The sequence below is a fragment of the Kitasatospora sp. NPDC127111 genome (assembly GCF_042677465.1).
Classification (GTDB): domain Bacteria; phylum Actinomycetota; class Actinomycetes; order Streptomycetales; family Streptomycetaceae; genus Kitasatospora.
Map to the genome: position 1 here is coordinate 44,472 of NZ_JBHXTG010000005.1, position 24,507 is coordinate 68,978.

Sequence of the window (24,507 nt, forward strand, 5' to 3'; positions counted from 1 at the left end):
GTACGACCGCTCGCACGGCCGTGCTGTGGATGTCATGAGCCATTCCGGAAGGGGACCGCACCGATGAGCCGCCGCTACGACTGTGCCGACGCCGGGGACCGCGCCACCGGCCTGCGCGAGGCCGCCTCGGCCATCCGCCGCGGCGAACTCGTCGTGCTGCCCACCGACACCCTGTACGGGGTCGGTGCGGACGCCTTCTCGCCGGAGGCCGTCGCCGCCCTGCTGGCCGCCAAGGGGCGCGGCCGCAACATGCCCTCGCCGGTCCTGGTCGGCTCGCCGACCACCCTGCACGGCCTGGTCACCGACTTCTCCGAGCAGGCCTGGGAGCTGGTCGACGCCTTCTGGCCCGGCGGGCTCACCCTGGTCGCCCGGCACCAGCCCTCGCTGCGCTGGGACCTCGGCGAGACCCGGGGCACCGTCGCCGTCCGGATGCCGCTGCACCCGGTCGCGATCGAGCTGCTGAACACCACCGGCCCGCTCGCCGTCTCCAGCGCCAACAAGACCGGCGGCCCGTCGCCGTCCACCTGCGACGAGGCCGAGCAGCAGCTCGGCGACGCCATCTCGGTCTACCTGGACGGCGGCACGGCCGACCACGCCACCGCGTCCTCCATCGTCGACGTCACGGGCAAGGTCCCGGTCCTGCTGCGGGCCGGCGCGATCAGCGCCGAGCAGCTGAGGGAGGTCGTCCCCGACCTGGAGGCCGGCAGTTGACGGCCGCCTCCCTCCATGCCGGGCCCGGCATATCGCCGTACCTGAGCGTGGGCCCCAGGCCGCTGGACCACTTCCGGATCCTGTTCGTCTGCACCGGCAACATCTGCCGCTCGCCGATCGCCGAGCGGCTCACCCGGCGTGAGCTGGACACCCGGCTCAGCCCCCGGGTGGCCGGGCGGATCCTGGTGGAGAGCGCCGGCACCTGGGGCCACGAGGGCGCGCCGATGGAGGAGCACGCCGCCACGGTGCTGGACGAGTACGGCGCCGACAGCGGCGGCTTCACCGGCCGCGAGCTGCTGGACGAGCACGTGGTCGAGGCCGACCTGGTGCTCACCGCGACCCTGGACCACCGCGCCCAGGTGATCTCGATGGGGCACGAGGCCGGGCTGCGCACCTTCACCCTCAAGGAGTTCACCCGCCTGGTGCGGACGATAGACCCCGGCACCCTGCCCGACCCGCGCCGCGGGGCCGACGTCACCGAGCGTGCCCGCGCCCTGGTCCGGGCCGCGGCGGCGCTGCGCGGCTGGCTGCTCGCCGCCAGCCCGGAGTCCGACGAGGTGCACGACCCGTACGGCGCCCCGATCGGCATGTTCCGCAACTGCGGCGAGGAGATATTCCACGCGGTGGACCCGGTCGTCACCGCCCTCACCGGCGTCCCCGCGCTGCGCCCCTGACAGCGGCACCGGGCGCTGGTCCCGGTGCCGACGGTCGTCGCTCCGATGCCCCTCGTACCTCGGTGCCTCCTCGCTCCTCCCTTTCGGCACCGGCGCGCCCTCTCGCCGCTGGACGCCGGCCTGCGCCCGGGCGGGTGCACCGCTCACCGCGTCGGCGAGCCGCCCGGGGCGGGCGGTCATACGCTGGAGGAACGCCGCCCCACGCTGCCCGGGAGCTCCGCCATGACCGTCACCGATGCCGCGACCGGATCCTCCGAGACGACGGGGCGCCGGTGGGCGTCCGAGGTGCTGCGCCGGGCGGACCCGCAGCTGGCCGACCTGCTCGCCGCCGAGGCCGAGCGGCGGGCCGAGAGCATCCAGCTGCTGGCGGGGGAGAACCTCACCAGCCCGGCCGTGCTGGCCGCGCTCGGCGGCCCGCTGATCGACAAGTACGCCGAGGGCTACCCCGGCCGGCGCCACCACACCGGCTGCGCGCTGGCGGACGCCGCCGAGCTGCTGGCGATCGACCGGGCCCGCGCCCTGTTCTCCGCCCCGCACGCCAACGTCCAGCCCCGGTCGGCCACTTCGGCGATGCTGGCGACGTACGCGGCGCTGCTGCGGCCGGGCGACGTGGTGCTCGCGATGTCGCTCGAACACGGCGGTCACCTCAGCTGCGGCTCGCGGGCCAACTTCTCCGGCCGCTGGTTCGACTTCGTCGGCTACGGGGTGCGCCGCGAGGACGGCCTGACCGACCTCGACGAGGTCCGGGAGCTGGCCCACCGGTACCGCCCCAAGGCCATCGTCGCCGGGTCCATCTCGCACCCGCGGCACCCGGACTGGGCCGCCTTCCGGGAGATCGCCGACGAGGTGGACGCCTACCTGATCGCCGCCGCCGCGCAGACCACCGGCCTGGTCGCGGCCGGCGTGGCGCCCTCCCCGGTGCCGTACGCGGACGTCACCGTGGCCGCCACCCACAAGCTGCTCCGCGGCCCGCGCGGCGGCCTGCTGCTCTGCACCGCCGAGCTGGCCGAGCGGGTCGACCGGGCGGTGTTCCCGTTCAGCCAGGGCGGCGGGGCGATGAACGAGGTGGCCGGCAAGGCCGTCGCGTTCGCCGAGGCGGCCACCCCCGAGTACCGCGCGTACGCCCACCGCACCGTCGCGGGGGCGCGCGTCCTGGCCGCGGGGCTCGCGGAGGCCGGGATGCGCCCGCTGACCGGGGGGACCGACACCCACCTGGTGACCGCGGACGTCGGCCCGCTCGGGGTCAGCGGCGCCGAGGCCGAGCGCCGTTGCGCCGCCGCCGGGCTGATGCTCGGCAAGTGCGCCCTGCCGTACGACCCGGCACCGCCGTCCGAGGCCTCCGGGATCCGGCTCGGCACCGGGACGGTCACCTCGCAGGGCATGGGCGAGGCCGAACTGGCCGAGATCGCCGGCCTGGTCGGACGCCTGCTCGCCGGGGGGACGGACGTGCGGATCGGCGCCCGGGTCCGGGAGATCGCGGGGGCCTTCGCCGACCGCCGGTAGGCGGGTATCCGGACCACCTACCCGGTAGGGCGAACCGCGATGCGCGTTCCGGGCGTCCGACTCAATAAGGTGTGTGGCGTGGCGACGCACCTCGAACCCCGGACAGGCACGGGAGTACCTTCGGTACCCACCCGTCGGACAGTGCTGCAGGAGGCCAGTGGTGCGTGAGTATCTGCTGGTGCTGTTCTGCACCGCGGCCGTCACCTACCTGCTGACCGGCCCGGTCCGGAAGTTCGCCATCGCGGCCGGCGCGATGCCGCCGCTGCGCGCCCGTGACGTGCACCGCGAGCCCACGCCCCGGCTCGGGGGCATCGCCATGTTCGGCGGCCTCTGCGCGGGCATCCTGGTCGCCTCGCAGCTGGACAACCTGTCCAAGGTCTTCTCCCAGGGCACCGACATCCGCGCGCTGCTCTCCGGCGCCGGGATCATGTGGCTGCTCGGCGTGCTCGACGACAAGTGGGGCGTGGACGCGCTGGTCAAGCTGGGCGGCCAGATGATCGCGGCCGGCGTGATGGTCTGGCAGGGGGTCACCGTGATCACCCTGCCGGTGCCCGGTGTCGGCGCGGTCGCGGTGAGCCCGACCCAGGGCATGGTCATCTCGGTCGTCATGGTCGTCGTCATGGTCAACGCGGTGAACTTCATCGACGGCCTGGACGGTCTGGCCGGCGGCATGGTCTGCATCGCCGCGATGGCCTTCTTCCTGTACTCGTACCGGCTCTGGTACGGCTACACGATCACGGACGCCGCCCCCGCCGTGCTGTTCAGCGTGCTGCTGATCGGCATGTGCCTGGGCTTCCTGGCCCACAACCTGCACCCGGCCCGGATCTTCATGGGCGACTCCGGCTCGATGATGCTCGGCCTGATGCTGGCCGTCGCCGCGATCTCCATCACCGGCCGCGTCGACCCGGACCTGATCACCAGCACCACCGGTTCGCAGACCGCCACCGTGCACGCCCTCGTCCCGATCTACATCCCGCTGCTGCTGCCGCTGACCGTCATCGCGCTGCCGCTGGCCGACCTGCTGCTCGCCGTGGTCCGCCGCACCTGGGCCGGCCAGTCGCCGTTCGCCGCCGACAAGCGCCACCTGCACCACCGGCTGCTCCAGGTCGGCCACTCGCACAGCCGGGCCGTGCTGATCATGTACTTCTGGGCCGCGCTGATCGCCTTCGGCACCGTCGCCTTCTCGGTCACCAACACCGGCCGCACGGTGATCCTGACCCTGACCGGGCTCTGCCTGGTCGGCCTGGTCGTCCTGCTCACCCCGCGGTTCCGCCCGCGCGCGCCGCGCGCCGTGCAGGCCTTCGTCCCGCCGCGCTACCGGCGCCGCGGTCCGGCCCGCGGTGCCGCGCCGGCCGCCGGGGCCGACCCCGCGGTGACCGCGCCCACCTCCGCGCCGATGGCCGAGCTGTCCGCGAAGGACAAGGAACTGCTGGGTGAACTTCCGAAGAACTCGACGGCCGGCGGCCGCGGTCACTTCGGTGGCCGCAACCGGTAGGTGAGCTGACGCGACGTCAAGATGCTTCACCCGTACGGCGGCACCGTTGGGCCGTCAGTGTGACAGGTACCACACATTCATGGTAAAGCTCTCATCAAATAGTTTGTGATACCGTTCACGAGTACCGAGAACACGCCGAAAGACCTCACAGGTGGATGACTTCCGTCCCTGGCCGGTCTCCCTCGACGGGCTCGCCGCCGAGCGGCCGGCCCGGGCCCCCTCGGTCCGGTGTCACCCACCACGTTCTGTGCCCGTCCCCCTGCCACATCGACATGCCGCCGGAGTTGCCGACATGCCGTCCAACGACGCCCGGATCCTCCGAGGCGCCGCGATCCCCACTGCGGTCGCCGGGATCATCGCCATGGTGATCTCCTTTGCCGTCGCGGGTGGCAAGGGACTGCTCGGCGCCCTCTTCGGAACGCTGCTGGTGATGGCCTTCTTCAGCTCCGGCCAGGTCGCCCTCGACCGGCTGACCAGGTCGAACCCGCACATCATGATGGCCGCGGCGCTGCTGGTCTACACCACTCAGATCCTGCTGGTCGGCATCGTCCTCGCGGTCTTCAAGAACACCGAACTCTTCAACCGGCAGGCGTTCGCCTTCACGCTGCTGGGCTGCGCCCTGATCTGGACGGGCTTCCAGGTGCGCGGCGCACTGAAGGCCAAGACCTTCTACGTCAACCCCGACGCCTCCGAAAACAAGGCCGACAAGCCGTCGGACAAGGGGCGTCAACAGTGACGGGGCCCAGCTGTCCCCCCAACGAGGGGGGCGGTGTTTATGCCGCACTGACGGGCTGCTATCGTCCGTCGCAACAACGGAGTACGGGAAGCGGCCAGGTCTGTCCGATAGGTGGACGGATCGCCCCCCGGATCCGCGCAGTCTTCGATGGTCCCGCAGTGGCGCAGCTCGCTGCCGCGCGGGGTCCGCGAGAAACCCATCAAGTTCCAGTGCCGCTCCGTGGTCGCAGGCCACGCCGACACACCGAGGTTGCCGTAACCATGCGTCACGACGAAGGAGTCCGTGGTGAGTGCTGATCAGCTCACGTACCTCGCCTCAGGCAGTTGCCACTTCGGGGACGCCGGCTGCGGCTTCCCGGCCCCGGGCCTGAACGAGTTCGACTTCGAGCCGATCTTCACGATCGGCAGCTTCTACTTCAACAAGCCGATGCTGCTGTCGATGATCGTCGCAGTGCTTGTGGTCGTCTTCTTCTGGGCCTCCTTCGCCAAGCCGCGCCTGGTCCCCGGCAAGCTGCAGCTGGTCGGTGAGATCGGCTACGACTTCGTCAAGCGGTCCATCGTGCTGGAGACGATCGGCAAGAAGGGCGAGAAGTACGTCCCGATGCTCGTCTCGATGTTCTTCTTCATCTGGCTGATGAACATCATGTCGATCATCCCGTTCGCCCAGTTCCCGGTCACCGCGGCGATCGCCTTCCCGGCGGGTCTGGCCGGCGTCGTGTGGATCACCTACATGACGCTGACCTTCAAGAAGCACGGCTTCGTCGGCGGCATGAAGAACCTCTGCTGGCCCTCGGGCATCCCCGGCTGGGTCATGTTCATCCTGGTGCCGATCGAGTTCTTCTCGAACATCTTCGTGCGTCCCTTCACGCTCGCGGTCCGAGCCTTCGCGAACATGTTCGCCGGCCACCTGCTGATCGTGATGTTCTCCATCGCCTCCTGGTACCTGCTCAGCCCGAGCCTGGGCGCGCTGTACGGCTCGGCCTCGTTCGTCGTCGCCGTCGCGCTGACCGCCTTCGAGCTGCTGGTCCAGTTCCTGCAGGCCTACATCTTCGTGATGCTGGCCAGCAGCTACATCGCCGGTGCCCTCGAAGAGGCGCACTGAGCCAGGGGCCGCGGCCCCACCCCGAACCAACTCCCGGATCGCCCGGTGGCCAATCACCACCGGTTCACCACCCCTGCAAAGGACAACTGCAATGAGCTTCCTCGCTGAGGGCACTGTCTACGGTTCCGTCGCCTCCATCGGCTACGGCCTCGCCGCCATCGGCCCCGGCATCGGCGTCGGTCTCATCTTCGGTAACGGTGTCCAGGCCATGGCCCGTCAGCCCGAGGCCGCCGGTCTCATCCGCTCCAACATGTTCATCGGCTTCGCGCTGACCGAGGCGCTCGCCCTCATCGGCATCGTCATGCCGTTCGTCTTCGGCAACAAGTAATCCTGCCGTAGACCCTTTCGAGGAAGGTCCAGATATGACGTTCGCGGCGCAGCTCGCGGCCGAGGAGAAGATGAATCCTCTCCTTCCCGCGTGGCCCGAGATCATCATCGGCCTGCTCTGCTTCTTCATCGTCTTCGGTCTGCTCGGCAAGAAGCTCCTCCCCAGCATCGAGAAGGTGCTGTCGGAGCGCCGGGACGCCATCGAGGGCGGCATGGAGCGGGCCGAGACCGCTCAGGCCGAGGCCCAGGCCCTGCTTGAGCAGTACCGCGCCGAGCTCGCCGAGGCGCGTCACGAGGCCGCTCGGATCGTCGAGCAGGCTCGCGAGCAGGGCGCCGCCCAGCTCGCGGAGATGCGCGAGGAGGGCCAGCGCCAGCGCGAGGCCATCGTCGCCGCCGGCCACGCCCAGATCGAGGCCGACAAGAAGCAGGCGACCGCCGCCCTGCGCCAGGACGTGGGTTCGCTCGCTTCGCAGCTGGCCTCCCGCATCGTGGGCGAGTCCCTGGAGGACCACGCGCGGCAGAGCGGTGTCATCGACCGCTTCCTGGATGAGCTGGAGGCCAAGGCCGCCGTTGCTCAGGGTGCGGCCAAGTGATCGGCGCTAGCCGCGAGGCCCTCGCCGCCGGGCGGCAGAACCTCGACAGCCTGACCGACTCCACCTCGGTGGACGCGGCCAAGGTCGCCGAGGAGCTCACCGCCGTCACGGTCCTGCTGGACCGCGAGGTGTCGCTGCGCCGCGTCCTGACCGACCCGTCCCGGTCGGGCCAGGACAAGGCCCAGCTGGTCTCCTCGCTGCTGACCGGCCAGGTCTCCGGCGAGACCCTCGACCTGGTCTCCGGCCTGGTCCGCTCCCGCTGGTCGGGCGCGCGCGACCTGGTCGACGCCACGGAGGAGCTGGCCGCGTACGCCGAGGTCATCGCCGCCGACAAGGCCGGTGTCCTGGACGACGTCGAGGACGAGCTGTTCCGGTTCGGCCGGGTGGTGAGCGGCTCCCAGGAGCTGCGCGCCGCGCTGACCGAGCCCAAGGCCGGTGCCGTCGCCAAGGCCGCGCTGATCAAGAAGCTGCTCGGCGGCCGCGCCAACGCGGGCACCGTCCGGCTGGTCACCGCCCTGGTGAACAACCCGCGTGGCCGTAGCCTGGAACAGGGCCTGGAGTCCTACTCGAAGCTCGCCGCCGCCCGGCGCGGGCGCGTGGTGGCCCTGGTCACCACCGCGGTGCCGCTGTCGGACGGCCAGAAGGAGCGCCTGTCGGGTGCTCTGGGCCGGCTGTACGGCCGCCAGGTGCACCTGAACATCGACGTCGACCCCGAGGTCGTCGGCGGTGTCAAGGTCCAGATCGGTGACGAGATCATCGACGGCACCGTGTCGAGCCGCCTCGAAGGCGCTCGCCAGTCGCTCGAAGGCTGAGCACCGAAGCACATCCGACCCTCGGTCGGGAACCGGCTCCACCGGAGCCGGCAAATCGTACGGCCGGTTCGAGAGACCCGGCCGAGAGTCGAATACTTGCGGCCCTCAATGGCGGGCCGAGGATCGCAAACTAGGAGAGCAGGGAAGCCTGATGGCGGAGCTTACGATCCGTCCGGAGGAGATCCGGGACGCGCTGGCCGACTTTGTCCAGTCGTACCAGCCGGACGCGGCCTCGCGTGAAGAGGTCGGCACGGTCACCGAGGCCATGGACGGTATTGCCAAGGTCGAGGGCCTGCCCTCGGTCATGGCGAACGAGCTGCTGAAGTTCGAGGACGGCACGCTCGGCCTCGCGCTGAACCTCGACACCCGTGAGATCGGTGTCGTCGTCCTCGGTGAGTTCAGCGGCATCGAGGAGGGCCAGACGGTGCGCCGCACCGGCGAGGTCCTCTCCGTCCCGGTCGGCGACGGCTACCTCGGCCGCGTCGTGGACCCGCTGGGCAACCCGATCGACGGTCTGGGCGACATCGCCTCCACCGGCCGCCGCGCCCTGGAGCTGCAGGCCCCCGGCGTCATGGCCCGCAAGTCGGTCAAGCAGCCGCTGCAGACCGGCATCAAGGCCATCGACGCGATGACCCCGATCGGCCGTGGCCAGCGTCAGCTGATCATCGGTGACCGCCAGACCGGCAAGACCGCGGTGGCCGTCGACACGATCATCAACCAGCGCGACAACTGGCGCTCGGGCGACCCGGAGAAGCAGGTCCGCTGCATCTACGTCGCCGTCGGCCAGAAGGGCTCCACCATCGCGTCCGTCCGCGGCGCCCTGGAGGAGGCCGGCGCGCTGGAGTACACCACCATCGTGGCTGCTCCCGCCTCCGACCCGGCCGGCTTCAAGTACCTCGCCCCGTACACCGGCTCCGCCATCGGCCAGGAGTGGATGTACGACGGCAAGCACGTCCTGATCATCTTCGACGACCTGTCGAAGCAGGCCGAGGCCTACCGCTCCGTCTCCCTGCTGCTGCGCCGCCCGCCGGGCCGCGAGGCCTACCCGGGTGACGTCTTCTACCTGCACTCCCGCCTGCTGGAGCGCTGCGCCAAGCTGAACGACGCCCTCGGCGGCGGCTCGATGACCGGTCTGCCGATCATCGAGACCAAGGCCAACGACGTCTCGGCGTACATCCCGACCAACGTCATCTCCATCACCGACGGCCAGTGCTTCCTGGAGTCCGACCTGTTCAACGCCGGCATCCGCCCGGCCGTGAACGTCGGCATCTCGGTCTCCCGCGTCGGTGGCTCCGCCCAGATCAAGGCCATGCGCTCGGTCGCCGGCCGCCTGCGTCTGGACCTCGCCCAGTACCGTGAGCTGGAGGCGTTCGCCGCCTTCGGTTCCGACCTGGACGCGGCCTCCAAGGCCCAGCTGGAGCGCGGTGCGCGCATGGTCGAGCTGCTGAAGCAGGGCCAGTACCAGCCGTTCCCGGTCGAGGAGCAGGTCGTCTCCATCTGGGCCGGCACCACCGGCAAGCTGGACGACGTCCCGGTCGCCGAGATCCGCCGCTTCGAGCGCGAGTTCCTGGACCACGTCCGTCTGCAGCACAAGGACCTGCTGGCGGGCATCGTCGAGACCGGTCTGCTCGCCGACGGCACCGTCGACGCGCTGACCACCGCGATCGACGCCTTCAAGCAGGGTTACCAGACCGCCGACGGCAAGCTGCTCTCCGAGCAGGCCTGAGTCCGGTAGCGAGGGAAAGGACGTAACGACCCATGGGAGCACAGCTTCGGGTCTACAAGCGCCGGATCCGCTCTGTCACCGCGACGAAGAAGATCACCAAGGCGATGGAGATGATCTCCGCGTCGCGCATCGTCAAGGCGCAGCGCGCGGTGGCCGCCTCCACTCCGTACGCCGATGAGCTCACCCGGGCGGTGACGGCGGTGGCCACCCGGTCCAACGCCAAGCACCCGCTCACCACCGAGAACCCGAACGCCACCCGGGCCGCCGTTCTGCTGATCACGGCGGACCGCGGTCTGGCGGGCGGTTACTCGACCAACGCCATCAAGCAGGCGCTCACGCTCAGTGCGAAGCTCCGCGACGAGGGCAAGGACGTGGTGACGTACATCGTCGGCCGCAAGGGCGTCTCGTACTACAGCTTCCGCGACCTCCCGGTCGAGGGCTCGTGGACGGGATTCTCCGACAAGCCGACCTACGGTGACGCGAAGGCCGTGGCGGTCGACCTGATCGAGGCCTTCACGGCCGAGACGGGCGGCGTGGACGAGCTCCACCTGATCTCGACGAAGTTCGAGTCGATGCTGACGCAGACGGCGGTCGACGCCCGGCTGCTGCCGCTGAAGCTGGACGAGGTCGAGCTCAGCGACGAGTCGAAGGCCAAGCACGAGATCTTCCCGCTGTACGACTTCGAGCCGTCGGCGGAGGGCGTCCTCGACGCGCTGCTGCCGCGGTACGTCGAGAGCCGGATCTACAACGCGCTGCTGCAGTCGGCCGCCTCCGAGCACGCCGCTCGCCGGCGTGCGATGAAGAGCGCGACGGACAACGCCGGCGAGCTCATCAAGTCGCTCACGCGGCTTGCCAACTCGGCCCGTCAGGCCGAGATCACCCAGGAAATCAGCGAGATCGTCGGTGGCGCCAACGCGCTCGCTGACGCCAGCCGCGGGAGCGAATGAGAATGACCACCACTGTTGAGCCGACCACGGCGACGGGCCGCGTCGCGCGGGTCATCGGCCCGGTCGTCGACGTGGAGTTCCCCGTCGACGCGATCCCGGACATGTACAACGCCCTGCACGTCGAGGTGGACAACCCCGACGGCACCGGCAAGAAGACCCTCACCCTCGAGGTCGCCCAGCACCTCGGCGACGGCCTGGTCCGCGGCATCTCGATGCAGCCGACCGACGGCCTGGTCCGTGGCGCGCAGGTCACCGACACGGGTGCCGCCATCTCCGTGCCGGTCGGCCAGATCACCAAGGGCAAGGTCTTCAACGCCCTCGGTGACGTGCTGAACGTGGACCAGGCGGAGTTCGACAAGCAGGTCGAGGTCCGCTGGCCGATCCACCGCAAGGCCCCGGACTTCAAGGACCTCGAGTCCAAGACCGAGATGTTCGAGACCGGCATCAAGGTCATCGACCTCCTCACCCCGTACGTCCAGGGTGGCAAGATCGGTCTGTTCGGTGGTGCCGGTGTCGGCAAGACCGTTCTGATCCAGGAGATGATCTACCGCGTCGCCGAGAACTTCGGTGGTGTGTCGGTGTTCGCCGGCGTCGGCGAGCGCACCCGTGAGGGCAACGACCTCATCGACGAGATGGTCGACTCGGGCGTTCTGGACAAGACCGCGCTGGTCTTCGGCCAGATGGACGAGCCGCCGGGCACCCGTCTGCGCGTCGCGCTGTCCGCGCTGACCATGGCGGAGTACTTCCGTGACGTCGAGAAGCAGGACGTGCTCCTCTTCATCGACAACATCTTCCGGTTCACCCAGGCCGGTTCCGAGGTGTCGACCCTGCTCGGCCGCATGCCCTCCGCGGTGGGCTACCAGCCGAACCTGGCCGACGAGATGGGCCTCCTGCAGGAGCGCATCACCTCGACCCGCGGTCACTCGATCACCTCGATGCAGGCGATCTACGTCCCCGCGGACGACCTGACCGACCCGGCGCCGGCCACCACCTTCGCCCACCTGGACGCGACCACCGTTCTGTCGCGCCCGATCTCGGAGAAGGGCATCTACCCGGCCGTCGACCCGCTGGACTCCACGTCCCGCATCCTCGACCCGCGGTACATCGCGCAGAACCACTACGACACGGCCGTCCGTATCAAGGGGATCCTGCAGAAGTACAAGGACCTGCAGGACATCATCGCGATCCTCGGTATCGACGAGCTGTCCGAGGAGGACAAGGTCACGGTCCACCGTGCCCGCCGCATCGAGCGCTTCCTCTCGCAGAACACCTACGTGGCGAAGCAGTTCACCGGTGTCGAGGGCTCGACCGTCCCGCTGTCGGAGACCATCGAGGCCTTCAACGCGATCGCGGACGGCAAGTACGACGCCGTTCCGGAGCAGGCCTTCTTCATGTGCGGTGGCATCGAGGACCTCGAGAAGAACGCCGCCGAGCTGGCGAAGAAGTAATCGCGGCCGGTAGCAGCTGAGTGACCGTGAGGGGTGGCCCCCGAGCCTGGGGACCACCCCTCACGTCGCATCGGCTGTGATTCCGGTCAAATCCGTGCCGCCGGTTTCATGCCGGGGGCGCGGGGCCGTTATTCTTACCGAAACTCCCGAGTAATCGGGGGTTGCATGAGCCTAGGAGCCCACGTTGGCTGAGCTGCACGTCGAGCTGGTCGCAGCCGACCGCAAGGTGTGGTCCGGTGCGGCCACCATCGTCGTCGCCCGTACGGCCTCCGGTGACACCGGCATCATGCCGGGTCACACGCCGGTGCTGAGCGTGCTGGAGACCGGCCCGGTCACCATCCGCACGGTGGACGGCGGCACCGTGATCGCCGCGGTGCACGGTGGCTTCATCTCCTTCGCCGACAACAAGCTGTCTCTGCTCGCGGAGATCGCCGAGCTGGCGGACGAGATCGATGTCGCCCGTGCCGAGCGGGCACTGGAGAAGGCGAAGTCGGACCTGGACGAGCACGCCGAGCGTCGCGCCGAGGTGCGACTGTTCGCGGCGCGCGGTCTCAAGGCCCACGCCTGAGTGCGCCAGACCCTCTAGCGGGGTCGACCGACGGTCCCGGGGACGCGTGAGCGTGACCCCGGGACTGTCGTCTCAGTTGGTAGGTCAACGCGGTCGCCTGATCCGACCGATACGGGGAACGCGGGTAGCGAGGAGGTAGGTGAGCATGGTCCTCGCCCTTGTCGTGTGTGCGGCGGTCGTGGCGCTGGGTGTGATCGGCCTGGTCGCGTTCGCGGTACGCCGCCGTGTCATCCAGCGTGTCGGTGGCACGTTCGACTGCAGTTACCGGCTCAAAATGCCCGCCGACGCCTCGACGCAGCCCGACCTCGACGAGAACGGCAAGCCCACCTCCGCCCCGGTCCCCCAGACCGACGGCAAGGGGTGGGTTTTTGGTATCGGTCGCTACAGCGGTGACTCGATCGAGTGGTTCCGGGTCTTCTCGTACGCCCCGCGCCCGCGCAAGGTGCTGCCCCGCCGGGAGATCGAGGTCCTCGGCCGGCGCTACCCCGAGGGCCAGGAGGAGCTGGCGCTGCTCTCCGGCTCGGTCGTGCTGCGCTGCCTGCACAACGGCGCCCCGCTGGAGCTGGCGATGAGCGAGGACGCGCTGACCGGCTTCCTGGCGTGGCTGGAGGCCGCCCCGCCCGGCCAGCGGGTCAACGTCGCGTAGCGGCGGGAGCCCCGGGGCGGGTTAACGTGGCTTAACCGCGTCGCTAGGGTGGGGACATGGTCAATCTGACGCGCATCTACACCCGTACCGGCGACGACGGCACCACCGCGCTCGGTGACATGAGCCGTACGACCAAGACCGACCCGCGCCTGGTCGCGTACGCCGACACCAACGAGGCGAACGCGGCGATCGGGGTGGCGATCGCCGCCGGGGGTCTCGCCGAGGACATCGCAGCGGTGCTCACCCGGGTGCAGAACGACCTCTTCGACGTCGGCGCCGACCTGGCCACCCCGGTGGTCGAGGACCCGAAGTACCCGCCGCTGCGGGTGCTGCAGTCCTACATCGACCGGCTGGAGGCCGACTGCGACCACTACCTGGAGCAGTTGGAGAAGCTGCGCAGCTTCATCCTCCCCGGCGGCACCCCCGGAGCCGCGTACCTGCACCTGGCCTGCACGGTCGTCCGCCGGGCCGAGCGGGCCACCTGGGCCGCCATCGACGTGCACGGCGACAGCGTCAACCCGCTGACCGCCAAGTACCTGAACCGGCTCTCCGACCTGCTGTTCATCCTGGCCCGGACGGCCAACAAGGAGCAGGGCGACGTCCTCTGGGTGCCGGGCGAGAACCGCTAGGGCCGGCTCTCCGGGATCTTCCAGCCGACCACCCGGCCGTCCTCGACGATCGCGCCGGCCGGGGGCTCCTTGGGCCAGATCGTGAAGCTGGCCGCGACCGCGGTGTTGATCAGCGCGGCCAGGCCCAGCTTCCAGTACCACTGCGTGAACACCTCCGTGCCGGGGGCGTCGGTGCAGACCTTCAGCGCGGTGATCAGGGTGACCGTGATCGCCGCGGAGACCAGGGTGCGCCGGCAGACCTGCCACTCGTGGCGGCTGCGGGCGGCGCCGTACTTGGGCGCGGGCGGCGGCTTCGGGCCGCCGCCGAAGCGGTGCAGGAAGCGGGCGTCGGCCCAGCGGACCACGGACGGCCCGTAGCCCACCGAGAAGCCCAGGTAGCTCGCGGCGAGCGCGTGCGTCCAGGAGGCGGTGGCGCCGCCGCGCAGGTCGAACAGGGTCAGCAGGAAGAGCACCAGGTCGATCACGGGCAGCCCGACCAGCAGCACGGTGCTGACCGTGCGCCACCGCAGCAGGTAGCGGGTGGCCAGCCCGAGGCCGAGGACCACCCAGAAGGCGACTTCGGCGGCGAGGACGAGGGTGACGATCATGGTGAACTCCGCAGCTCTCGACGGTGCCTCCAGCCTTCCGGAGCCGGGCCCGCGCGTCGTCGTCGCCGGAGCCGAGCCGGGTCTGCATCTTTCGATGTACCGCGGCTCCTCCGCCGACCGGAGCCGGGCGGCGGTCCGGGGATGATCTGATGGTGGTCGTGCCCAGACCCACACTCACCCCGCGGCAGGAAGACCGGGCGATCGCGCTCTTCGGGCTGCTCGGCGGGCTGCTGTTGATCGCCCTCAAGGTGTACGACCACGCCTCGGCGATCCCGCGCTGGGCGGCCGTCCCGCCGCTGCTGGTGATGGCCGCGCTGGAGCTGCTCCGGCGGACCAGGCCGGTGCTGACCGTCACCCTCGGCGGCCTCGCCTTCGCCGCCAGCATCTTCTGCGGCGCCCTGCTGGCGACCAGCCTGATGTACACGGACCTGCTGTACGCCGCGGTGCTCTACGGCAGCCCCAGGATGTCGCGGATCCTGCACCTGACCGGCGCGGCCTCGGTCCTCGTGCTCTCCTCGCTGGTGCTGGTCTACAGCGACGCGTCCAACGCGGTGGCCGTGGTGGTGCTCACCACGCTGATCTACCTCGCGCCGGTCTGGACCGGGGACCTGGTGCGCAAGCACCGCGAGGAGGCGGTGGCCCAGCGGCTGCGGGCCGAGCAGACCGCGTTGCTGTCCGAGATGGACCGGCGCGAGGCGGTCGTCGCCGAACGGGCCCGGATGGCGCGGGAGTTGCACGACGTGGTGGCCAACCACCTGTCCGCCATCGCGATCCACGCCACCGGTGCGCAGTCGGTCGCGAGGCGCCAGCGGCGGGCCGAGGACGACCCGTTGGTGGAGGTGCTCACGGTGATCCGGGCGAACAGCGTCCAGGGATTGGCCGAAATGCGCCGCATGATCGGGCTGCTGCGCGACAGCGGCGGGGGAGAGGCCGACGAGTCCTACGCCGCCCCCGACCTGGACGCCGTCGACGCGCTGCTGGCCAAGGCCCGGGCGGCCGGCCAGGACGTCGGGCTGGAGTTCGCGCTCACCGAGCGTGGCGACCGGGGGGAGCTGCCGGTGCCGGTCGGCCTGGCGGCGTACCGGATCGTGCAGGAGTCGCTGACCAACGCGCTCAAGCACGCCGGGCCGGGGCACGTCCGGGTGGAGCTGGAGTACCGGCCGGAGGAGCTGTGCATCGCCGTGGACAGCCCGTACCGCCGCGGCGCGGGCCGGGAGCTGCCCGGCGCCGGGGCGGGCATGGTGGGCATGCGGGAGCGGGCCGGGCTGCTCGGCGGCAGCTTCACCGCCGGTCCGGAGGGGGATTGCTGGAGCGTACGCGCGGTGCTGCCGCGGGCGCTGGTGACCGAGGGCGGGAAGGGGCGGGCATGACGATCCGGGTGCTGGTGGCGGAGGACCAGGCGGCGGTCCGGGCGGCGCTGGTGATGATCCTGCGGGCCGAACCGGACCTGGAGGTGGTCGGGCAGGCCGCCGACGGCGAGGAGGCGGTGCGGCTCGCGCTGGAGCTGCGGCCCGACGTGGTGCTGATGGACGTGCAGATGCCCCGGCTGGACGGCGTCTCGGCGACCCGCCAGGTGGTGGCCGCCGGAGCGGCCCAGGTGCTGGTGCTGACCACCTTCGACCTGGACGAGTACGTCTACGGCGCGTTGCGGGCCGGCGCGGCCGGGTTCCTGCTGAAGGACCTGGAGGCGGACACGCTGGTCGAGGGGATCCGCACGGTGGCGCGCGGGGACGGCATGCTGGCGCCCTCGGTGACCAGGCGGCTGATCGGCAGCTTCGCCCGCCCGGGGCGCACCGTCGGGCCGGACGTCCAGGAGGCGGTGGCCGGGCTCACCCCGCGCGAGCGCGAGGTGCTGGCGTGCATCGGCGCCGGGCTCTCCAACGGCGAGATCGCCGGGCGGCTGGCGATGGCGGAGGCGACCACCAAGACCCACGTCAGCCGGATCCTGGCCAAGCTGAGGCTGCGCAGCCGGGTGCAGGCGGCGATCCTGGCCCAGGACCTCGGGCTGGGCATCTGACCATCTGACCGCGGCGCTCCCCGTCGGCGGGTTCGGGCGCAGATCACACTCTCGGATGGCACCACGGGCGCGTGAGGGGCGTTAGAGTCCGCCCGTAGCGAGCGGAGCGAACGGAGCCGAACAGCTGCGCGCTTCGCGAATGCGACCGCCGAGCGGGAGCGAGGCGGGAGAATAGAGCGACGCGGCTCTTGCGGGTGACCCCTGCGCTGAGCCGCCTTCAGGGCCCGCCCGCAGGGCGGCGACGGCATCCGGGAGACCCAGCCATGAGCAATGCGTCCAGCCAGCAGATCGCCGTGATCGGCGCCGGCCTGATGGGGGCCGGCATCGCCCAGGTGTCCGCCCAGGCGGGGCACCCGGTGGTGCTGCGGGACGTCACCGAGGAGGCGCTGCAGCGCGGCCTCGCGGGCATCCGCGCCTCGTACGAGAAGTTCGTCGCCAAGGGCAGGCTCAGCGCCGAGGACGCCGAGGCCGCGCTCGGCCGGATCACCACCACCACCGACCTGGGCGCGGTCGCCGAGGCCGACATCGTGGTCGAGGCGGTCTTCGAGAAGCTCGAGGTCAAGGAGGGCGTCTTCAAGGAGCTCGACAAGCTCGCGAAGGACGGCGCCGTGCTGGCCTCCAACACCTCCGCCATCCCGATCACCCGGATCGCCGCCGCCACGCAGCGCCCCGAGTCGGTCGTCGGCGTGCACTTCTTCTCGCCGGTGCCGCTGATGAAGCTGGTCGAGCTGGTCCGCGGCTACAAGACCAGCGACGAGACGCTGGCCCGCGCCCGCGCCTTCGCCGAGGGCGTCGGCAAGGACGTCGTGGTGGTGAACCGTGACGTGGCCGGCTTCGTCACCACCCGCCTGATCACCGCGCTGGTCGTCGAGGCCGCCAAGCTGTACGAGTCGGGCGTCGCCACCGCCGAGGACATCGACACCGCCTGCCGGCTCGGTTTCGGCCACCCGATGGGCCCGCTGGAGACCGCGGACCTGACCGGTGTCGACATCCTGCTGCACGCCGCGCGGAACATCTACGCCGAGACCCAGGACGAGAAGTTCGCCGCGCCGGAGATCATGGCGCGCATGGTCACCGCCGGTGACCTGGGCCGCAAGAGCGGCCGCGGCTTCTACCCGTACCCGGGCAAGTGAGCCACGAAGCGGAGTGACCGGACGGGCCGTGCGATCGGAGCATCGTACGGCCCGTCCTGCCGAGGACGGGTGAGTTTCCTCACGCCGGGTGCCGCAGACGGGTGATTTGGGCGGTAATCGAGCGTAGGTGTGGAGAGTTCCTGCGTATATTCCCTCGGACGAGTGAAGTTGCTTCAGATCTGGCCGGAACCAGCAACCTGCGGACCTGGTTCACCGTCAGATGAGGGGGAACCCGGCCCAGGCTGACGACGCCGCGGCCGGGCCCGGGCGCGGGGCTTCAGGCCCGCCCGGATGGACACCGTTGGACACCCGTTCCCGGACCAGGCGCGGCCCGGGGCGGGACAACCCGTACCAGTGACCCGCCAGGCGGAGGAGGAGACCATGCGCATCACGGGCGACCACGCCGCGCTGGCCATCGAGGGCCGCCTCGACGTGCGCACCGCCGCCGACGCGCGGGTCCGGCTGCACCAGGCCGTCGACGGCGGGCTGGGCGACCTCGTCCTCGACCTCACCCGGCTGGAGTTCTGGGACGCCACCGGCCTCGGCGTGATCATGGGCACGCACCGGCGGGCCGGCCGGATCGGCCGCCGGCTGGTGCTGCGCTCCGTCCCGGCCCAGCTGCAGCGGCTGCTGGTGGCGACCCGGCTGCACCGCATCCTCGCCGTCGAGGGCGTCGTCGCCGAGCCGCGCGGCGCGACCCTGCCCGCCTTCGGGACGCCCTAGCTCCTCCGCTTCGCCTTCCGCGTCCCCTCCGCCCTTCCTCTCCCCTTCGCGTTCCGGCGATCCCGGCGTGGCGCCGCGGTCAGGGGCGGGACCGCGCTGCGCGGCCGGGCGCGGATGTGCAAGAGTCTGCCGTCAGAAGACGGCCGCCGGGCCGCACTCCAGCGCCCTCAGCCTTGGGCGGGGAGGGGCCCCGGCCCGGAAGCGGCCGCGCGAAGTCGTCGGCGAACAGGGGCGGAGCAGATCGTGGGACAGCCATCCGGTGAGTTCCGGCAGGAGGCCGTACGCACCCGGGGCGGTGAGCTGGTCACCGGTGGCCTGCTGGTGACCGTCGGCACTCCGGAGGGCTCCGAGGTCCGTCCCTGCCCCGAGGAGTGGCGCCCCCGTCCGCGCCGGACGGAGCGCAGCGAACCCGCCCGCGGTCCGGTCGGCGGCCCCGGCCGCGCGGTCGGTCCGCTCGCCCTCGGTGCCGGCCCCGCCGACCTGCCGCTGCTCGACCGCGAGGCCGACATAGCCCAGCTGCTCGGCCTGCTCGCCGAGGGGCGCTCGATACGCCTGGTCGGCCAGGCCGGCTCCGGCCGCAGCGCGCTGCTGTCGGCCGTCGCCGAGGCCGCCGCCGACCTCGCGCCGGGTGGCGTCGTCCAGCTCTGCGGCCACCGCCGCACCGCCGCCGACCTGCTCCAGGACCTCTTCGCCGCCACCCACCACGCCCCCGGCTTCCGCCCCGACCCGGGCCAGCTCGCCGAGCACCTCGGCCGGGTCGGCGCGGTCGTGGTGATCGACGAGGTGGAGCCGGCCGGCCCCGAGCTGGAGGAGCTGCTCGCCGCCGCCCCCAAGTGCGCCTTCCTGATCTCCGTCGCCCCCGACAGCCCGCCGCTGCCCGCGGACTCCCGCCTCCAGGACCACCTGGTCGCCGGCCTCTCCCGCCCGGCCTGCCTCGCGCTCGCCGCCCGGCTGGCCGGCCGCCCGCTGGACGCGGCCGAGAAGGCCTGGGCCGTCGACCTCTGGTTCGAGTCCGAGGGGCTGCCGCTGCGCTTCGTCCAGGCCGCCGCGCTGCTGCGGCAGCGGGACGTCGCGGTGGACGCGCTGGTGGCCGCCGAGGAGGACCGGCTCGACGTCTTCGGCGCGGTCCGCGCGCCCGAGCACGACCCGGACCCGGCGGTCCGCGAGGGCGAGCTGCGCCGGACGGTGCCGCTGCCGTCCGTCGCCGAGAGCGCCTCACCCGCCGTCCGGCTCGCCGAGGGCCTGAGCGAGCCGGCCCAGGCCGTCCTGCGGCTCGCCGTGGCGCTCGGCGGGGAGTGCCCGACGGCGCCGCACCTGCCCGCGCTGATCGACGTCGGCCAGGGCGAGAGCGCCCTGCACGAACTCGCCGACGCCGGGCTCGCGGTGTCCATCGGCGGCCACCACCGGCTCACCGCGGGCGCGCTGGAACTGCTCGTCCCGCACTGGCCGGCCGGCACCAGCATGGACGGCGCCGCCCAGCACTTCGCCTGGTGGGTCGGGCACAGCTCGGTCTCCACCGAGCAGATCGCGGCCGAGGCCGAGGTGGTGATCGGCGTGCTGCTGGCGGACCGCGCCGCCGGCCGGCACGCCGCCGTCGTCCGGCTCGCCCGGGCCGCCGGCCCGGCGCTGGCGCTGGCGCTGCGCTGGGGCGCCTGGGAGCGCGCCCTGCTGCTCGGCCTGGAGGCCGCCCGGCAGACCGGCTCCCGGGCCGACGAGGCCTGGTTCCACCACGAGTTGGGCGTCCACGCGATGTGCGTCCGGGAGCCCTCGCGGGCGGCCGCCGAACTGGAGAGCGCGCTGGCCCTGCGAGCCGCCCTCGGCGAGCAGCGCGGGGTCGCCGGCGCCCGCCGGATGCTCGACCTGCTGCGCGCCGACGGCCGGCAGCTGCCCGCCGCCGGCCCCGCCGGGCCGGTGCCCCCGCGACGGCCCGTCATCCGGGCGATCGCGCAGGTGCCCTGGCGGTTCAAGACCACCCCCGGCACCGGCGGCCGCAACCGGCGGACGGCGATCGCGGCCTCGGCGGCGGTGCTGGCGCTCGGCGTCCTCGGCACGGCGGTCGGGCTGAGCGTGGCCGGCCCGGAGGAGCACCGCGGCACCGGCCCGCGCAGCGGCACGGACGACGGCAGCGGTCTGCCGACGAGCCGGCCGACGCCCCGGCCGAGCCTCAGCCCGTCCGCGACCGGCTCCGGCGGTGAGGAGGGCCAGGGCGGCTCCCCGGCGGCGGAGGAGTCCGGCCCGGAGCCGTCGGCGAGCACCGGCGGGGCCTCGCACTCGCCGTCGGCGTCGGCGTCGGCGTCGAAGAAGCCGAGCAGGTCGCCGAGCCCCGGGGAGACCACCGCGCAGTCCCAGCCGCCCGGCCAGCCTCAGCCACCGGCGCCGGGGCAGCCGCAGCCGCCCGCCCCGGGGCAGCCGCAGCCGTCGGTCCCGGTCACCCAGCCCAGCCCCGCACCCAGCACGACGTCTCCGGCCGGTTCGCCCACCCCGAGTGCGACGACCCCGACGGGGACGGCCTCTCCATCGGGGAGTGCCACACCGTCGGGGTCGTGAGCGCCGGGAGGTCCCGGGTCAGAACAGCTTCAGCTTGTCGTCGTCGATGCCGCGCAGCTCGTCGTAGTCCAGCACCACGCAGCCGATGCCGCGGTCGGTCGCCAGGACGCGGGCCTGCGGCTTGATCTCCTGCGCGGCGAAGACGCCCTTGACCGGGGCGAGCAGCGGGTCGCGGTTGAGCAGCTCCAGGTAGCGGGTGAGCTGCTCGACGCCGTCGATCTCGCCGCGGCGCTTGATCTCGACGGCGACCGTCGCGCCGTCGGAGTCGCGGCAGAGGATGTCGACCGGGCCGATCGCGGTCGGGTACTCGCGGCGGATCAGCGACCAGCCGGCACCGAGCACCTCCATCCGGTCCGCGAGCAGCTCCTGCAGGTGCGCCTCGACGCCGTCCTTGATCAGGCCCGGGTCCACCCCGAGCTCGTGGGAGGAGTCGTGCAGCACCTCCTCCAACGTGATGATGAGCTTCTCGCCGGCCTTGTTCTCCACCGTCCAGACCCCGTCGGCCTCCTTGAGGGCGCACGGCGGGGACATCCAGTTGAGCGGCTTGTAGGCGCGGTCGTCGGCGTGGATGCTGACGCTGCCGTCGGCCTTGACCAGGATGAGCCTGGTGGCGGAGGGCAGGTGGGCGGAGAGCCGACCGGCATAGTCGACTGAGCAGCGGGCAATTACGAGACGCACGGTCGACCACGCTAGCCCACCGGGGCCAGTTGATGCGATTCCGCGACGACCGGGTGAAGAATCCGCGAAGCCCGCGAACATGGAGGCTCGGCGATCCGGCCAACTGGTGGTCGGCACTCTGGCGCGCCCGCCCTCGGCCCGCTACGGTGTGTGACGGCATGCTCGCAGGATCGTTGTCAACGGGGACGGAGACTTCAGATGAACGGTCCGACGGGATCAGGCCAATCTGGTGCACAGGGGCGTATTTCCGGAGCAATCCGAAGGAATGACCGGCCCGGCCCTCCGTTGACTGCCACGCTGTTCTGAGCGGCCGGCGCCGCCGACACGTCCCTCGACAGGTCCTCGGCGCCGACGCCTCCGCACGGTGCCGGAAACAGCCGTCCGACGGCGTTCCGGACACCAGGTGCGAAGCCCACCCTCACCTTCAGCTTGGACCACGCATCACCACCCGAGCCGCCGCGCGGGTGGACCGCGAGAGGAGAACCCATGTCGCTCGACGTCTCACCGGCCCTGCTGGAAAAGGCCGAGCGGGGCGAGGTCGACGAGCGGGAATTCGTCGACTGCGTCCGCGTCTCGCTGCCGTACGCCTGGGAGCTGATCAGTTCGCTGGTCGCCCAGGCGAAGGTCGACGGCACCGACTTCGCCGACAACCACGTACCGCCGCCCAGCGAGCAGGCCCGCGGCCAGCTCCTCCGGGCGCTCGCCAGCGACGCGATCCGGGGTGCGCTGCAGCGCCACTTCGGCGTCCGGCTGGCCTTCCAGAACTGTCACCGGGTGGCGGTGTTCCTGCCGTCGGACTCCAACGAGGCGCGGTTCGAGCGCTTCACGTCCGTCCGGGAGCAGCTGCTCAACCAGTCCGAGGAACTCCGCGACTGCTGACCGGTCTTCGGGAGCGCCTCCCGGCGCCCGCCACCGCCACCGGGCCGCCCCGCCCCCGCCGAGGGGGAGGGGCGGCCCGGGCGCTGCCCGGTGACCCGCCCGCTCGCCGGGGCCGGGCCGTCGCGCACGGGCCTCAGCCGAGTTGCGGCAGCACCTCGGAGCCGAGCCGGGCGATGTTGTGCAGGGTCGCCTCGCGGTCTCCGCTGCCCTCGGCGAGCAGCGCGAAGCGGCGGATCCCGGTCCGCTCGGCGGTGGCCAGCAGCCGGTCGGCGCACTGCTTCGGCGTGCCCACCGCGTGCAGGTCGCAGAGGAGTTCGGTGTACTGGTGCGGGTCGCGCATCTTGCGCTCCCGGCCGTCGACGGTGCGGTGCGCGCCGAGCCCGTACTCGAACCAGCCGGGCATCGCCCGCAGCAGGGTGGCCCGGGCCGTCGACGTGCGGTCGTCCACCTGGGCCACGCCGGCCGCGACGTGCTGGCGGTTCACCCGGCGCAGCTGCTCCTCGCCGCGCCCGGCGGCCAGCCAGGCGGTCCGGTACAGCTCCAGCATCCCGAGCTTGTCCTCGTCGCCGGAGTGCATGCCGAGCAGCATCGGCAGCCCGCGTTCGGCCGCCAGCCGGACCCCGCCGGGGGAGGTGCAGGCGACCACCACCGGCGGGCCGGCCGCCGGGCGCCCCGCGGTGCCGGGCTCCTCGCCGGAGCCGTCGGCGTCCACCCGCTGACGGGGGAAGCGCAGCAGCCCGGACTGGTCGCCGAGGCCGAGCCAGGTACCGAGTTCGGGCCGGCGCGGCGGCTCGGTGGCGCGCGGCACCACGGCCACCTCCGGGAAGCTGAACTGCGGCCCGTCCGCGCCCACCCGGGAGCCGCGCAGCCAGCGCAGCAGCAGGTCGAGGCGCTCGGGGAAGCCCTGCTCGAAGGCGTCCACGCCGCTGCCGAACACGTCCAGGTCGATCCACGGCCCGCCGCGGCCGACCCCGAGCGTGAAGCGCCCGCCGGAGGTGAGGTGCAGCAGCGCGGCCTGCTCGCCGAGCGCCACCGGGTGGGTGGTGGAGAGCACGCTGACCGCCGTGCCGACGCCGATCCGGCGGGTGCGGCCGAGCAGCAGCGCGGCGAGCGTGGCGGCGTTCGGGCAGACCCCGTACGGCACGAAGTGGTGCTCGGCCAGCCAGACGCTGTCCAGGCCCGCGCGTTCGGCCTCGACGGCGGCGCGGACGGTGCGGTCGAGCGCCTCGCCGTGGGTCTGCCCGGGGAACTGCGCCGAGAGCAGGAAGGCGCCGACCCGGACCGGCGCGGTGTCCGGGGGGAGCGCGCCCGCGCGGGCCGGGGCGGGCAGCGGGGCGCCGACGGTGGCGGCCACCGGGGTGGCGGCGAGCGTCGGGCCGGGGGCGGGCGGGCGGACCCCGACGGGCCGGCGGGTCTCGGCTCGGGCGCTGGTCTTGGTCATCCTTGGGCCTCCTCGGGTGCGCGCAGGGGTTGCGGGCCCCGCCTGTCCCCTCGTGAGTAACCGATGTCATGTGCCAATGGCACGCCGAACCACTAATTTCACGGGAGAACGGGTGGATATCACGGGAAACACCGGAGCGCCGGACGATGCCGTGATAGAGGCCGATAGCCGTCCGGGGAGCGGGCCGTCGGCCGTAGGCTGGGACGGTCCCGACCCCACCGCAGAGAGGTAGCCCGACGTGTCGCCCCGCCGCAACCGGATCAAGAGCGCCGCCGACCGCGAGACCGCGGAGCCGGCCGCCCCGCTCGGCGGCTCGCTGCGCCGCACCGAGAGCTACGGGGGCGACGACTGGGTGGTGCAGACGGTGGCCGGCACGGCCGGCCGGTTCTACCGCTGCCCGGGGTGCGACCAGGAGATCCCGCCGGGTGTCGGCCACGTGGTGGCCTGGCCGGCCCACGGTGCCGGGGTGGACGACCGGCGGCACTGGCACCGCGCCTGCTGGGGCGCCCGCGAGCGCCGGGCCGCCAACCTCCAGCGCGGCCGCGGCGCCCCCAGGTACTGAGCCGGTACCGGTCCCTGGAGGCGC

General features: G+C 72.1%; 25 protein-coding genes. 22 read left to right on the forward strand and 3 right to left on the reverse strand.

The window, feature by feature from the left end; genetic code table 11:
• Window positions 1-63 precede the first annotated feature (63 nt).
• From ACFVHB_RS05135 to ACFVHB_RS05205, 15 genes are all read left to right on the forward strand, one after another.
• Window positions 64-711 carry an L-threonylcarbamoyladenylate synthase gene (locus ACFVHB_RS05135; protein WP_148642918.1) on the forward strand — a complete coding sequence of 216 codons (648 nt, stop codon included), beginning with the start codon at window positions 64-66 and terminating at the stop codon, window positions 709-711.
• 29 nt (window positions 712-740) lie between these two features.
• Window positions 741-1,385 (forward strand): protein-tyrosine-phosphatase, encoded by a 645-nt coding sequence (locus ACFVHB_RS05140; RefSeq protein ID WP_380315573.1) that lies wholly within the window; start codon window positions 741-743, stop codon window positions 1,383-1,385.
• A gap of 222 nt (window positions 1,386-1,607) precedes the next feature.
• Window positions 1,608-2,888, forward strand: coding sequence for a serine hydroxymethyltransferase (gene glyA, locus ACFVHB_RS05145; protein ID WP_380315297.1), 1,281 nt, complete (start codon window positions 1,608-1,610; stop codon window positions 2,886-2,888).
• Window positions 2,889-3,048: 160 nt separating this feature from the next.
• Complete coding sequence (locus ACFVHB_RS05150; protein ID WP_380315300.1) at window positions 3,049-4,383, forward strand: MraY family glycosyltransferase; 1,335 nt, start codon at window positions 3,049-3,051, stop codon at window positions 4,381-4,383.
• 292 nt (window positions 4,384-4,675) lie between these two features.
• The gene (locus ACFVHB_RS05155; RefSeq protein ID WP_380315302.1) at window positions 4,676-5,119 is read left to right on the forward strand and encodes a hypothetical protein; all 444 of its coding nucleotides are present in this window, start codon (window positions 4,676-4,678) and stop codon (window positions 5,117-5,119) included.
• A gap of 285 nt (window positions 5,120-5,404) precedes the next feature.
• Complete coding sequence (gene atpB / locus ACFVHB_RS05160) at window positions 5,405-6,220, forward strand: F0F1 ATP synthase subunit A (RefSeq protein WP_380315305.1); 816 nt, start codon at window positions 5,405-5,407, stop codon at window positions 6,218-6,220.
• Window positions 6,221-6,311: 91 nt separating this feature from the next.
• Window positions 6,312-6,548 carry an ATP synthase F0 subunit C gene (gene atpE, locus ACFVHB_RS05165; protein WP_148642913.1) on the forward strand — a complete coding sequence of 79 codons (237 nt, stop codon included), beginning with the start codon at window positions 6,312-6,314 and terminating at the stop codon, window positions 6,546-6,548.
• 34 nt (window positions 6,549-6,582) lie between these two features.
• Window positions 6,583-7,140 (forward strand): F0F1 ATP synthase subunit B, encoded by a 558-nt coding sequence (locus ACFVHB_RS05170; protein ID WP_380315308.1) that lies wholly within the window; start codon window positions 6,583-6,585, stop codon window positions 7,138-7,140.
• Window positions 7,137-7,952, forward strand: coding sequence for a F0F1 ATP synthase subunit delta (locus ACFVHB_RS05175; protein WP_380315311.1), 816 nt, complete (start codon window positions 7,137-7,139; stop codon window positions 7,950-7,952). The genes ACFVHB_RS05170 and ACFVHB_RS05175 overlap by 4 nt, the downstream gene beginning before the upstream one ends.
• Window positions 7,953-8,103: 151 nt before the next feature.
• Window positions 8,104-9,678 (forward strand): F0F1 ATP synthase subunit alpha, encoded by a 1,575-nt coding sequence (atpA, locus tag ACFVHB_RS05180; RefSeq protein WP_380315314.1) that lies wholly within the window; start codon window positions 8,104-8,106, stop codon window positions 9,676-9,678.
• A 32-nt stretch (window positions 9,679-9,710) separates the two neighbouring features.
• On the forward strand, window positions 9,711-10,625 hold the full coding sequence (locus ACFVHB_RS05185) for a F0F1 ATP synthase subunit gamma (protein ID WP_380315317.1): 915 nt from the start codon (window positions 9,711-9,713) through the stop codon (window positions 10,623-10,625).
• A gap of 2 nt (window positions 10,626-10,627) precedes the next feature.
• Window positions 10,628-12,073 carry a F0F1 ATP synthase subunit beta gene (gene atpD / locus ACFVHB_RS05190; RefSeq protein WP_380315320.1) on the forward strand — a complete coding sequence of 482 codons (1,446 nt, stop codon included), beginning with the start codon at window positions 10,628-10,630 and terminating at the stop codon, window positions 12,071-12,073.
• 184 nt (window positions 12,074-12,257) lie between these two features.
• Window positions 12,258-12,641, forward strand: a complete 384-nt coding sequence (locus ACFVHB_RS05195) for a F0F1 ATP synthase subunit epsilon (RefSeq protein ID WP_030057524.1) — start codon at window positions 12,258-12,260, stop codon at window positions 12,639-12,641.
• A gap of 145 nt (window positions 12,642-12,786) precedes the next feature.
• Entirely contained in the window at window positions 12,787-13,287 is a 501-nt protein-coding gene (locus ACFVHB_RS05200) for a DUF2550 domain-containing protein (RefSeq protein ID WP_363554847.1), read from the forward strand.
• 56 nt (window positions 13,288-13,343) lie between these two features.
• Entirely contained in the window at window positions 13,344-13,916 is a 573-nt protein-coding gene (locus ACFVHB_RS05205; RefSeq protein WP_380315324.1) for a cob(I)yrinic acid a,c-diamide adenosyltransferase, read from the forward strand.
• Here ACFVHB_RS05205 and ACFVHB_RS05210 read toward each other — a convergent pair.
• Window positions 13,913-14,503 carry a hypothetical protein gene (locus tag ACFVHB_RS05210; protein ID WP_380315327.1) on the reverse strand — a complete coding sequence of 197 codons (591 nt, stop codon included), beginning with the start codon at window positions 14,501-14,503 and terminating at the stop codon, window positions 13,913-13,915. The genes ACFVHB_RS05205 and ACFVHB_RS05210 overlap by 4 nt on opposite strands.
• A 149-nt stretch (window positions 14,504-14,652) precedes the next feature.
• On the opposite strand from ACFVHB_RS05210, the gene ACFVHB_RS05215 reads away from it, so the two are divergent.
• From ACFVHB_RS05215 to ACFVHB_RS05235, 5 genes are all read left to right on the forward strand, one after another.
• Window positions 14,653-15,873, forward strand: a complete 1,221-nt coding sequence (locus ACFVHB_RS05215) for a sensor histidine kinase (RefSeq protein ID WP_380315330.1) — start codon at window positions 14,653-14,655, stop codon at window positions 15,871-15,873.
• Window positions 15,870-16,520, forward strand: a complete 651-nt coding sequence (locus tag ACFVHB_RS05220) for a response regulator (RefSeq protein ID WP_380315333.1) — start codon at window positions 15,870-15,872, stop codon at window positions 16,518-16,520. The genes ACFVHB_RS05215 and ACFVHB_RS05220 overlap by 4 nt, the downstream gene beginning before the upstream one ends.
• 263 nt (window positions 16,521-16,783) lie before the next feature.
• Window positions 16,784-17,653 carry a 3-hydroxyacyl-CoA dehydrogenase family protein gene (locus ACFVHB_RS05225; protein WP_380315336.1) on the forward strand — a complete coding sequence of 290 codons (870 nt, stop codon included), beginning with the start codon at window positions 16,784-16,786 and terminating at the stop codon, window positions 17,651-17,653.
• 381 nt (window positions 17,654-18,034) lie between these two features.
• Window positions 18,035-18,376, forward strand: coding sequence for an STAS domain-containing protein (locus ACFVHB_RS05230; RefSeq protein ID WP_380315339.1), 342 nt, complete (start codon window positions 18,035-18,037; stop codon window positions 18,374-18,376).
• A gap of 243 nt (window positions 18,377-18,619) precedes the next feature.
• Window positions 18,620-20,923, forward strand: a complete 2,304-nt coding sequence (locus ACFVHB_RS05235) for an ATP-binding protein (RefSeq protein ID WP_380315342.1) — start codon at window positions 18,620-18,622, stop codon at window positions 20,921-20,923.
• A gap of 18 nt (window positions 20,924-20,941) precedes the next feature.
• On the opposite strand, the gene nucS is transcribed toward ACFVHB_RS05235, so the two are convergent.
• The gene (nucS, locus tag ACFVHB_RS05240; RefSeq protein ID WP_030057515.1) at window positions 20,942-21,601 is read right to left on the reverse strand and encodes an endonuclease NucS; all 660 of its coding nucleotides are present in this window, start codon (window positions 21,599-21,601) and stop codon (window positions 20,942-20,944) included.
• Between the two features lie 486 nt (window positions 21,602-22,087).
• Between nucS and ACFVHB_RS05245 the strand changes: the two genes are divergently transcribed.
• Entirely contained in the window at window positions 22,088-22,480 is a 393-nt protein-coding gene (locus ACFVHB_RS05245; RefSeq protein WP_360187371.1) for an SCO5389 family protein, read from the forward strand.
• Between the two features lie 133 nt (window positions 22,481-22,613).
• Here ACFVHB_RS05245 and ACFVHB_RS05250 read toward each other — a convergent pair whose 3' ends face one another.
• Window positions 22,614-23,921 carry an LLM class flavin-dependent oxidoreductase gene (locus ACFVHB_RS05250; protein ID WP_380315346.1) on the reverse strand — a complete coding sequence of 436 codons (1,308 nt, stop codon included), beginning with the start codon at window positions 23,919-23,921 and terminating at the stop codon, window positions 22,614-22,616.
• Between the two features lie 238 nt (window positions 23,922-24,159).
• On the opposite strand from ACFVHB_RS05250, the gene ACFVHB_RS05255 reads away from it, so the two are divergent.
• The gene (locus ACFVHB_RS05255) at window positions 24,160-24,483 is read left to right on the forward strand and encodes an ATP/GTP-binding protein (protein WP_380315349.1); all 324 of its coding nucleotides are present in this window, start codon (window positions 24,160-24,162) and stop codon (window positions 24,481-24,483) included.
• The last annotated feature ends 24 nt before the right edge of the window (window positions 24,484-24,507 follow it).

What these genes read in the sequence shown, in the direction of transcription:
- ACFVHB_RS05135 (WP_148642918.1), top strand. Translation starts at nt 64, where the DNA reads ATGAGCCGCCGCTACGACTGTGCCGACGCCGGGGACCGCGCCACCGGC.
- glyA (WP_380315297.1), top strand. Translation starts at nt 1,608, where the DNA reads ATGACCGTCACCGATGCCGCGACCGGATCCTCCGAGACGACGGGGCGC.
- ACFVHB_RS05155 (WP_380315302.1), top strand. Translation starts at nt 4,676, where the DNA reads ATGCCGTCCAACGACGCCCGGATCCTCCGAGGCGCCGCGATCCCCACT.
- atpE (WP_148642913.1), top strand. Translation starts at nt 6,312, where the DNA reads ATGAGCTTCCTCGCTGAGGGCACTGTCTACGGTTCCGTCGCCTCCATC.
- ACFVHB_RS05170 (WP_380315308.1), top strand. Translation starts at nt 6,583, where the DNA reads ATGACGTTCGCGGCGCAGCTCGCGGCCGAGGAGAAGATGAATCCTCTC.
- atpA (WP_380315314.1), top strand. Translation starts at nt 8,104, where the DNA reads ATGGCGGAGCTTACGATCCGTCCGGAGGAGATCCGGGACGCGCTGGCC.
- ACFVHB_RS05185 (WP_380315317.1), top strand. Translation starts at nt 9,711, where the DNA reads ATGGGAGCACAGCTTCGGGTCTACAAGCGCCGGATCCGCTCTGTCACC.
- atpD (WP_380315320.1), top strand. Translation starts at nt 10,628, where the DNA reads ATGACCACCACTGTTGAGCCGACCACGGCGACGGGCCGCGTCGCGCGG.
- ACFVHB_RS05200 (WP_363554847.1), top strand. Translation starts at nt 12,787, where the DNA reads ATGGTCCTCGCCCTTGTCGTGTGTGCGGCGGTCGTGGCGCTGGGTGTG.
- ACFVHB_RS05205 (WP_380315324.1), top strand. Translation starts at nt 13,344, where the DNA reads ATGGTCAATCTGACGCGCATCTACACCCGTACCGGCGACGACGGCACC.
- ACFVHB_RS05210 (WP_380315327.1), bottom strand. Translation starts at nt 14,503, where the DNA reads ATGATCGTCACCCTCGTCCTCGCCGCCGAAGTCGCCTTCTGGGTGGTC.
- ACFVHB_RS05215 (WP_380315330.1), top strand. Translation starts at nt 14,653, where the DNA reads ATGGTGGTCGTGCCCAGACCCACACTCACCCCGCGGCAGGAAGACCGG.
- ACFVHB_RS05220 (WP_380315333.1), top strand. Translation starts at nt 15,870, where the DNA reads ATGACGATCCGGGTGCTGGTGGCGGAGGACCAGGCGGCGGTCCGGGCG.
- ACFVHB_RS05225 (WP_380315336.1), top strand. Translation starts at nt 16,784, where the DNA reads ATGAGCAATGCGTCCAGCCAGCAGATCGCCGTGATCGGCGCCGGCCTG.
- ACFVHB_RS05230 (WP_380315339.1), top strand. Translation starts at nt 18,035, where the DNA reads ATGCGCATCACGGGCGACCACGCCGCGCTGGCCATCGAGGGCCGCCTC.
- ACFVHB_RS05245 (WP_360187371.1), top strand. Translation starts at nt 22,088, where the DNA reads ATGTCGCTCGACGTCTCACCGGCCCTGCTGGAAAAGGCCGAGCGGGGC.
- ACFVHB_RS05250 (WP_380315346.1), bottom strand. Translation starts at nt 23,921, where the DNA reads ATGACCAAGACCAGCGCCCGAGCCGAGACCCGCCGGCCCGTCGGGGTC.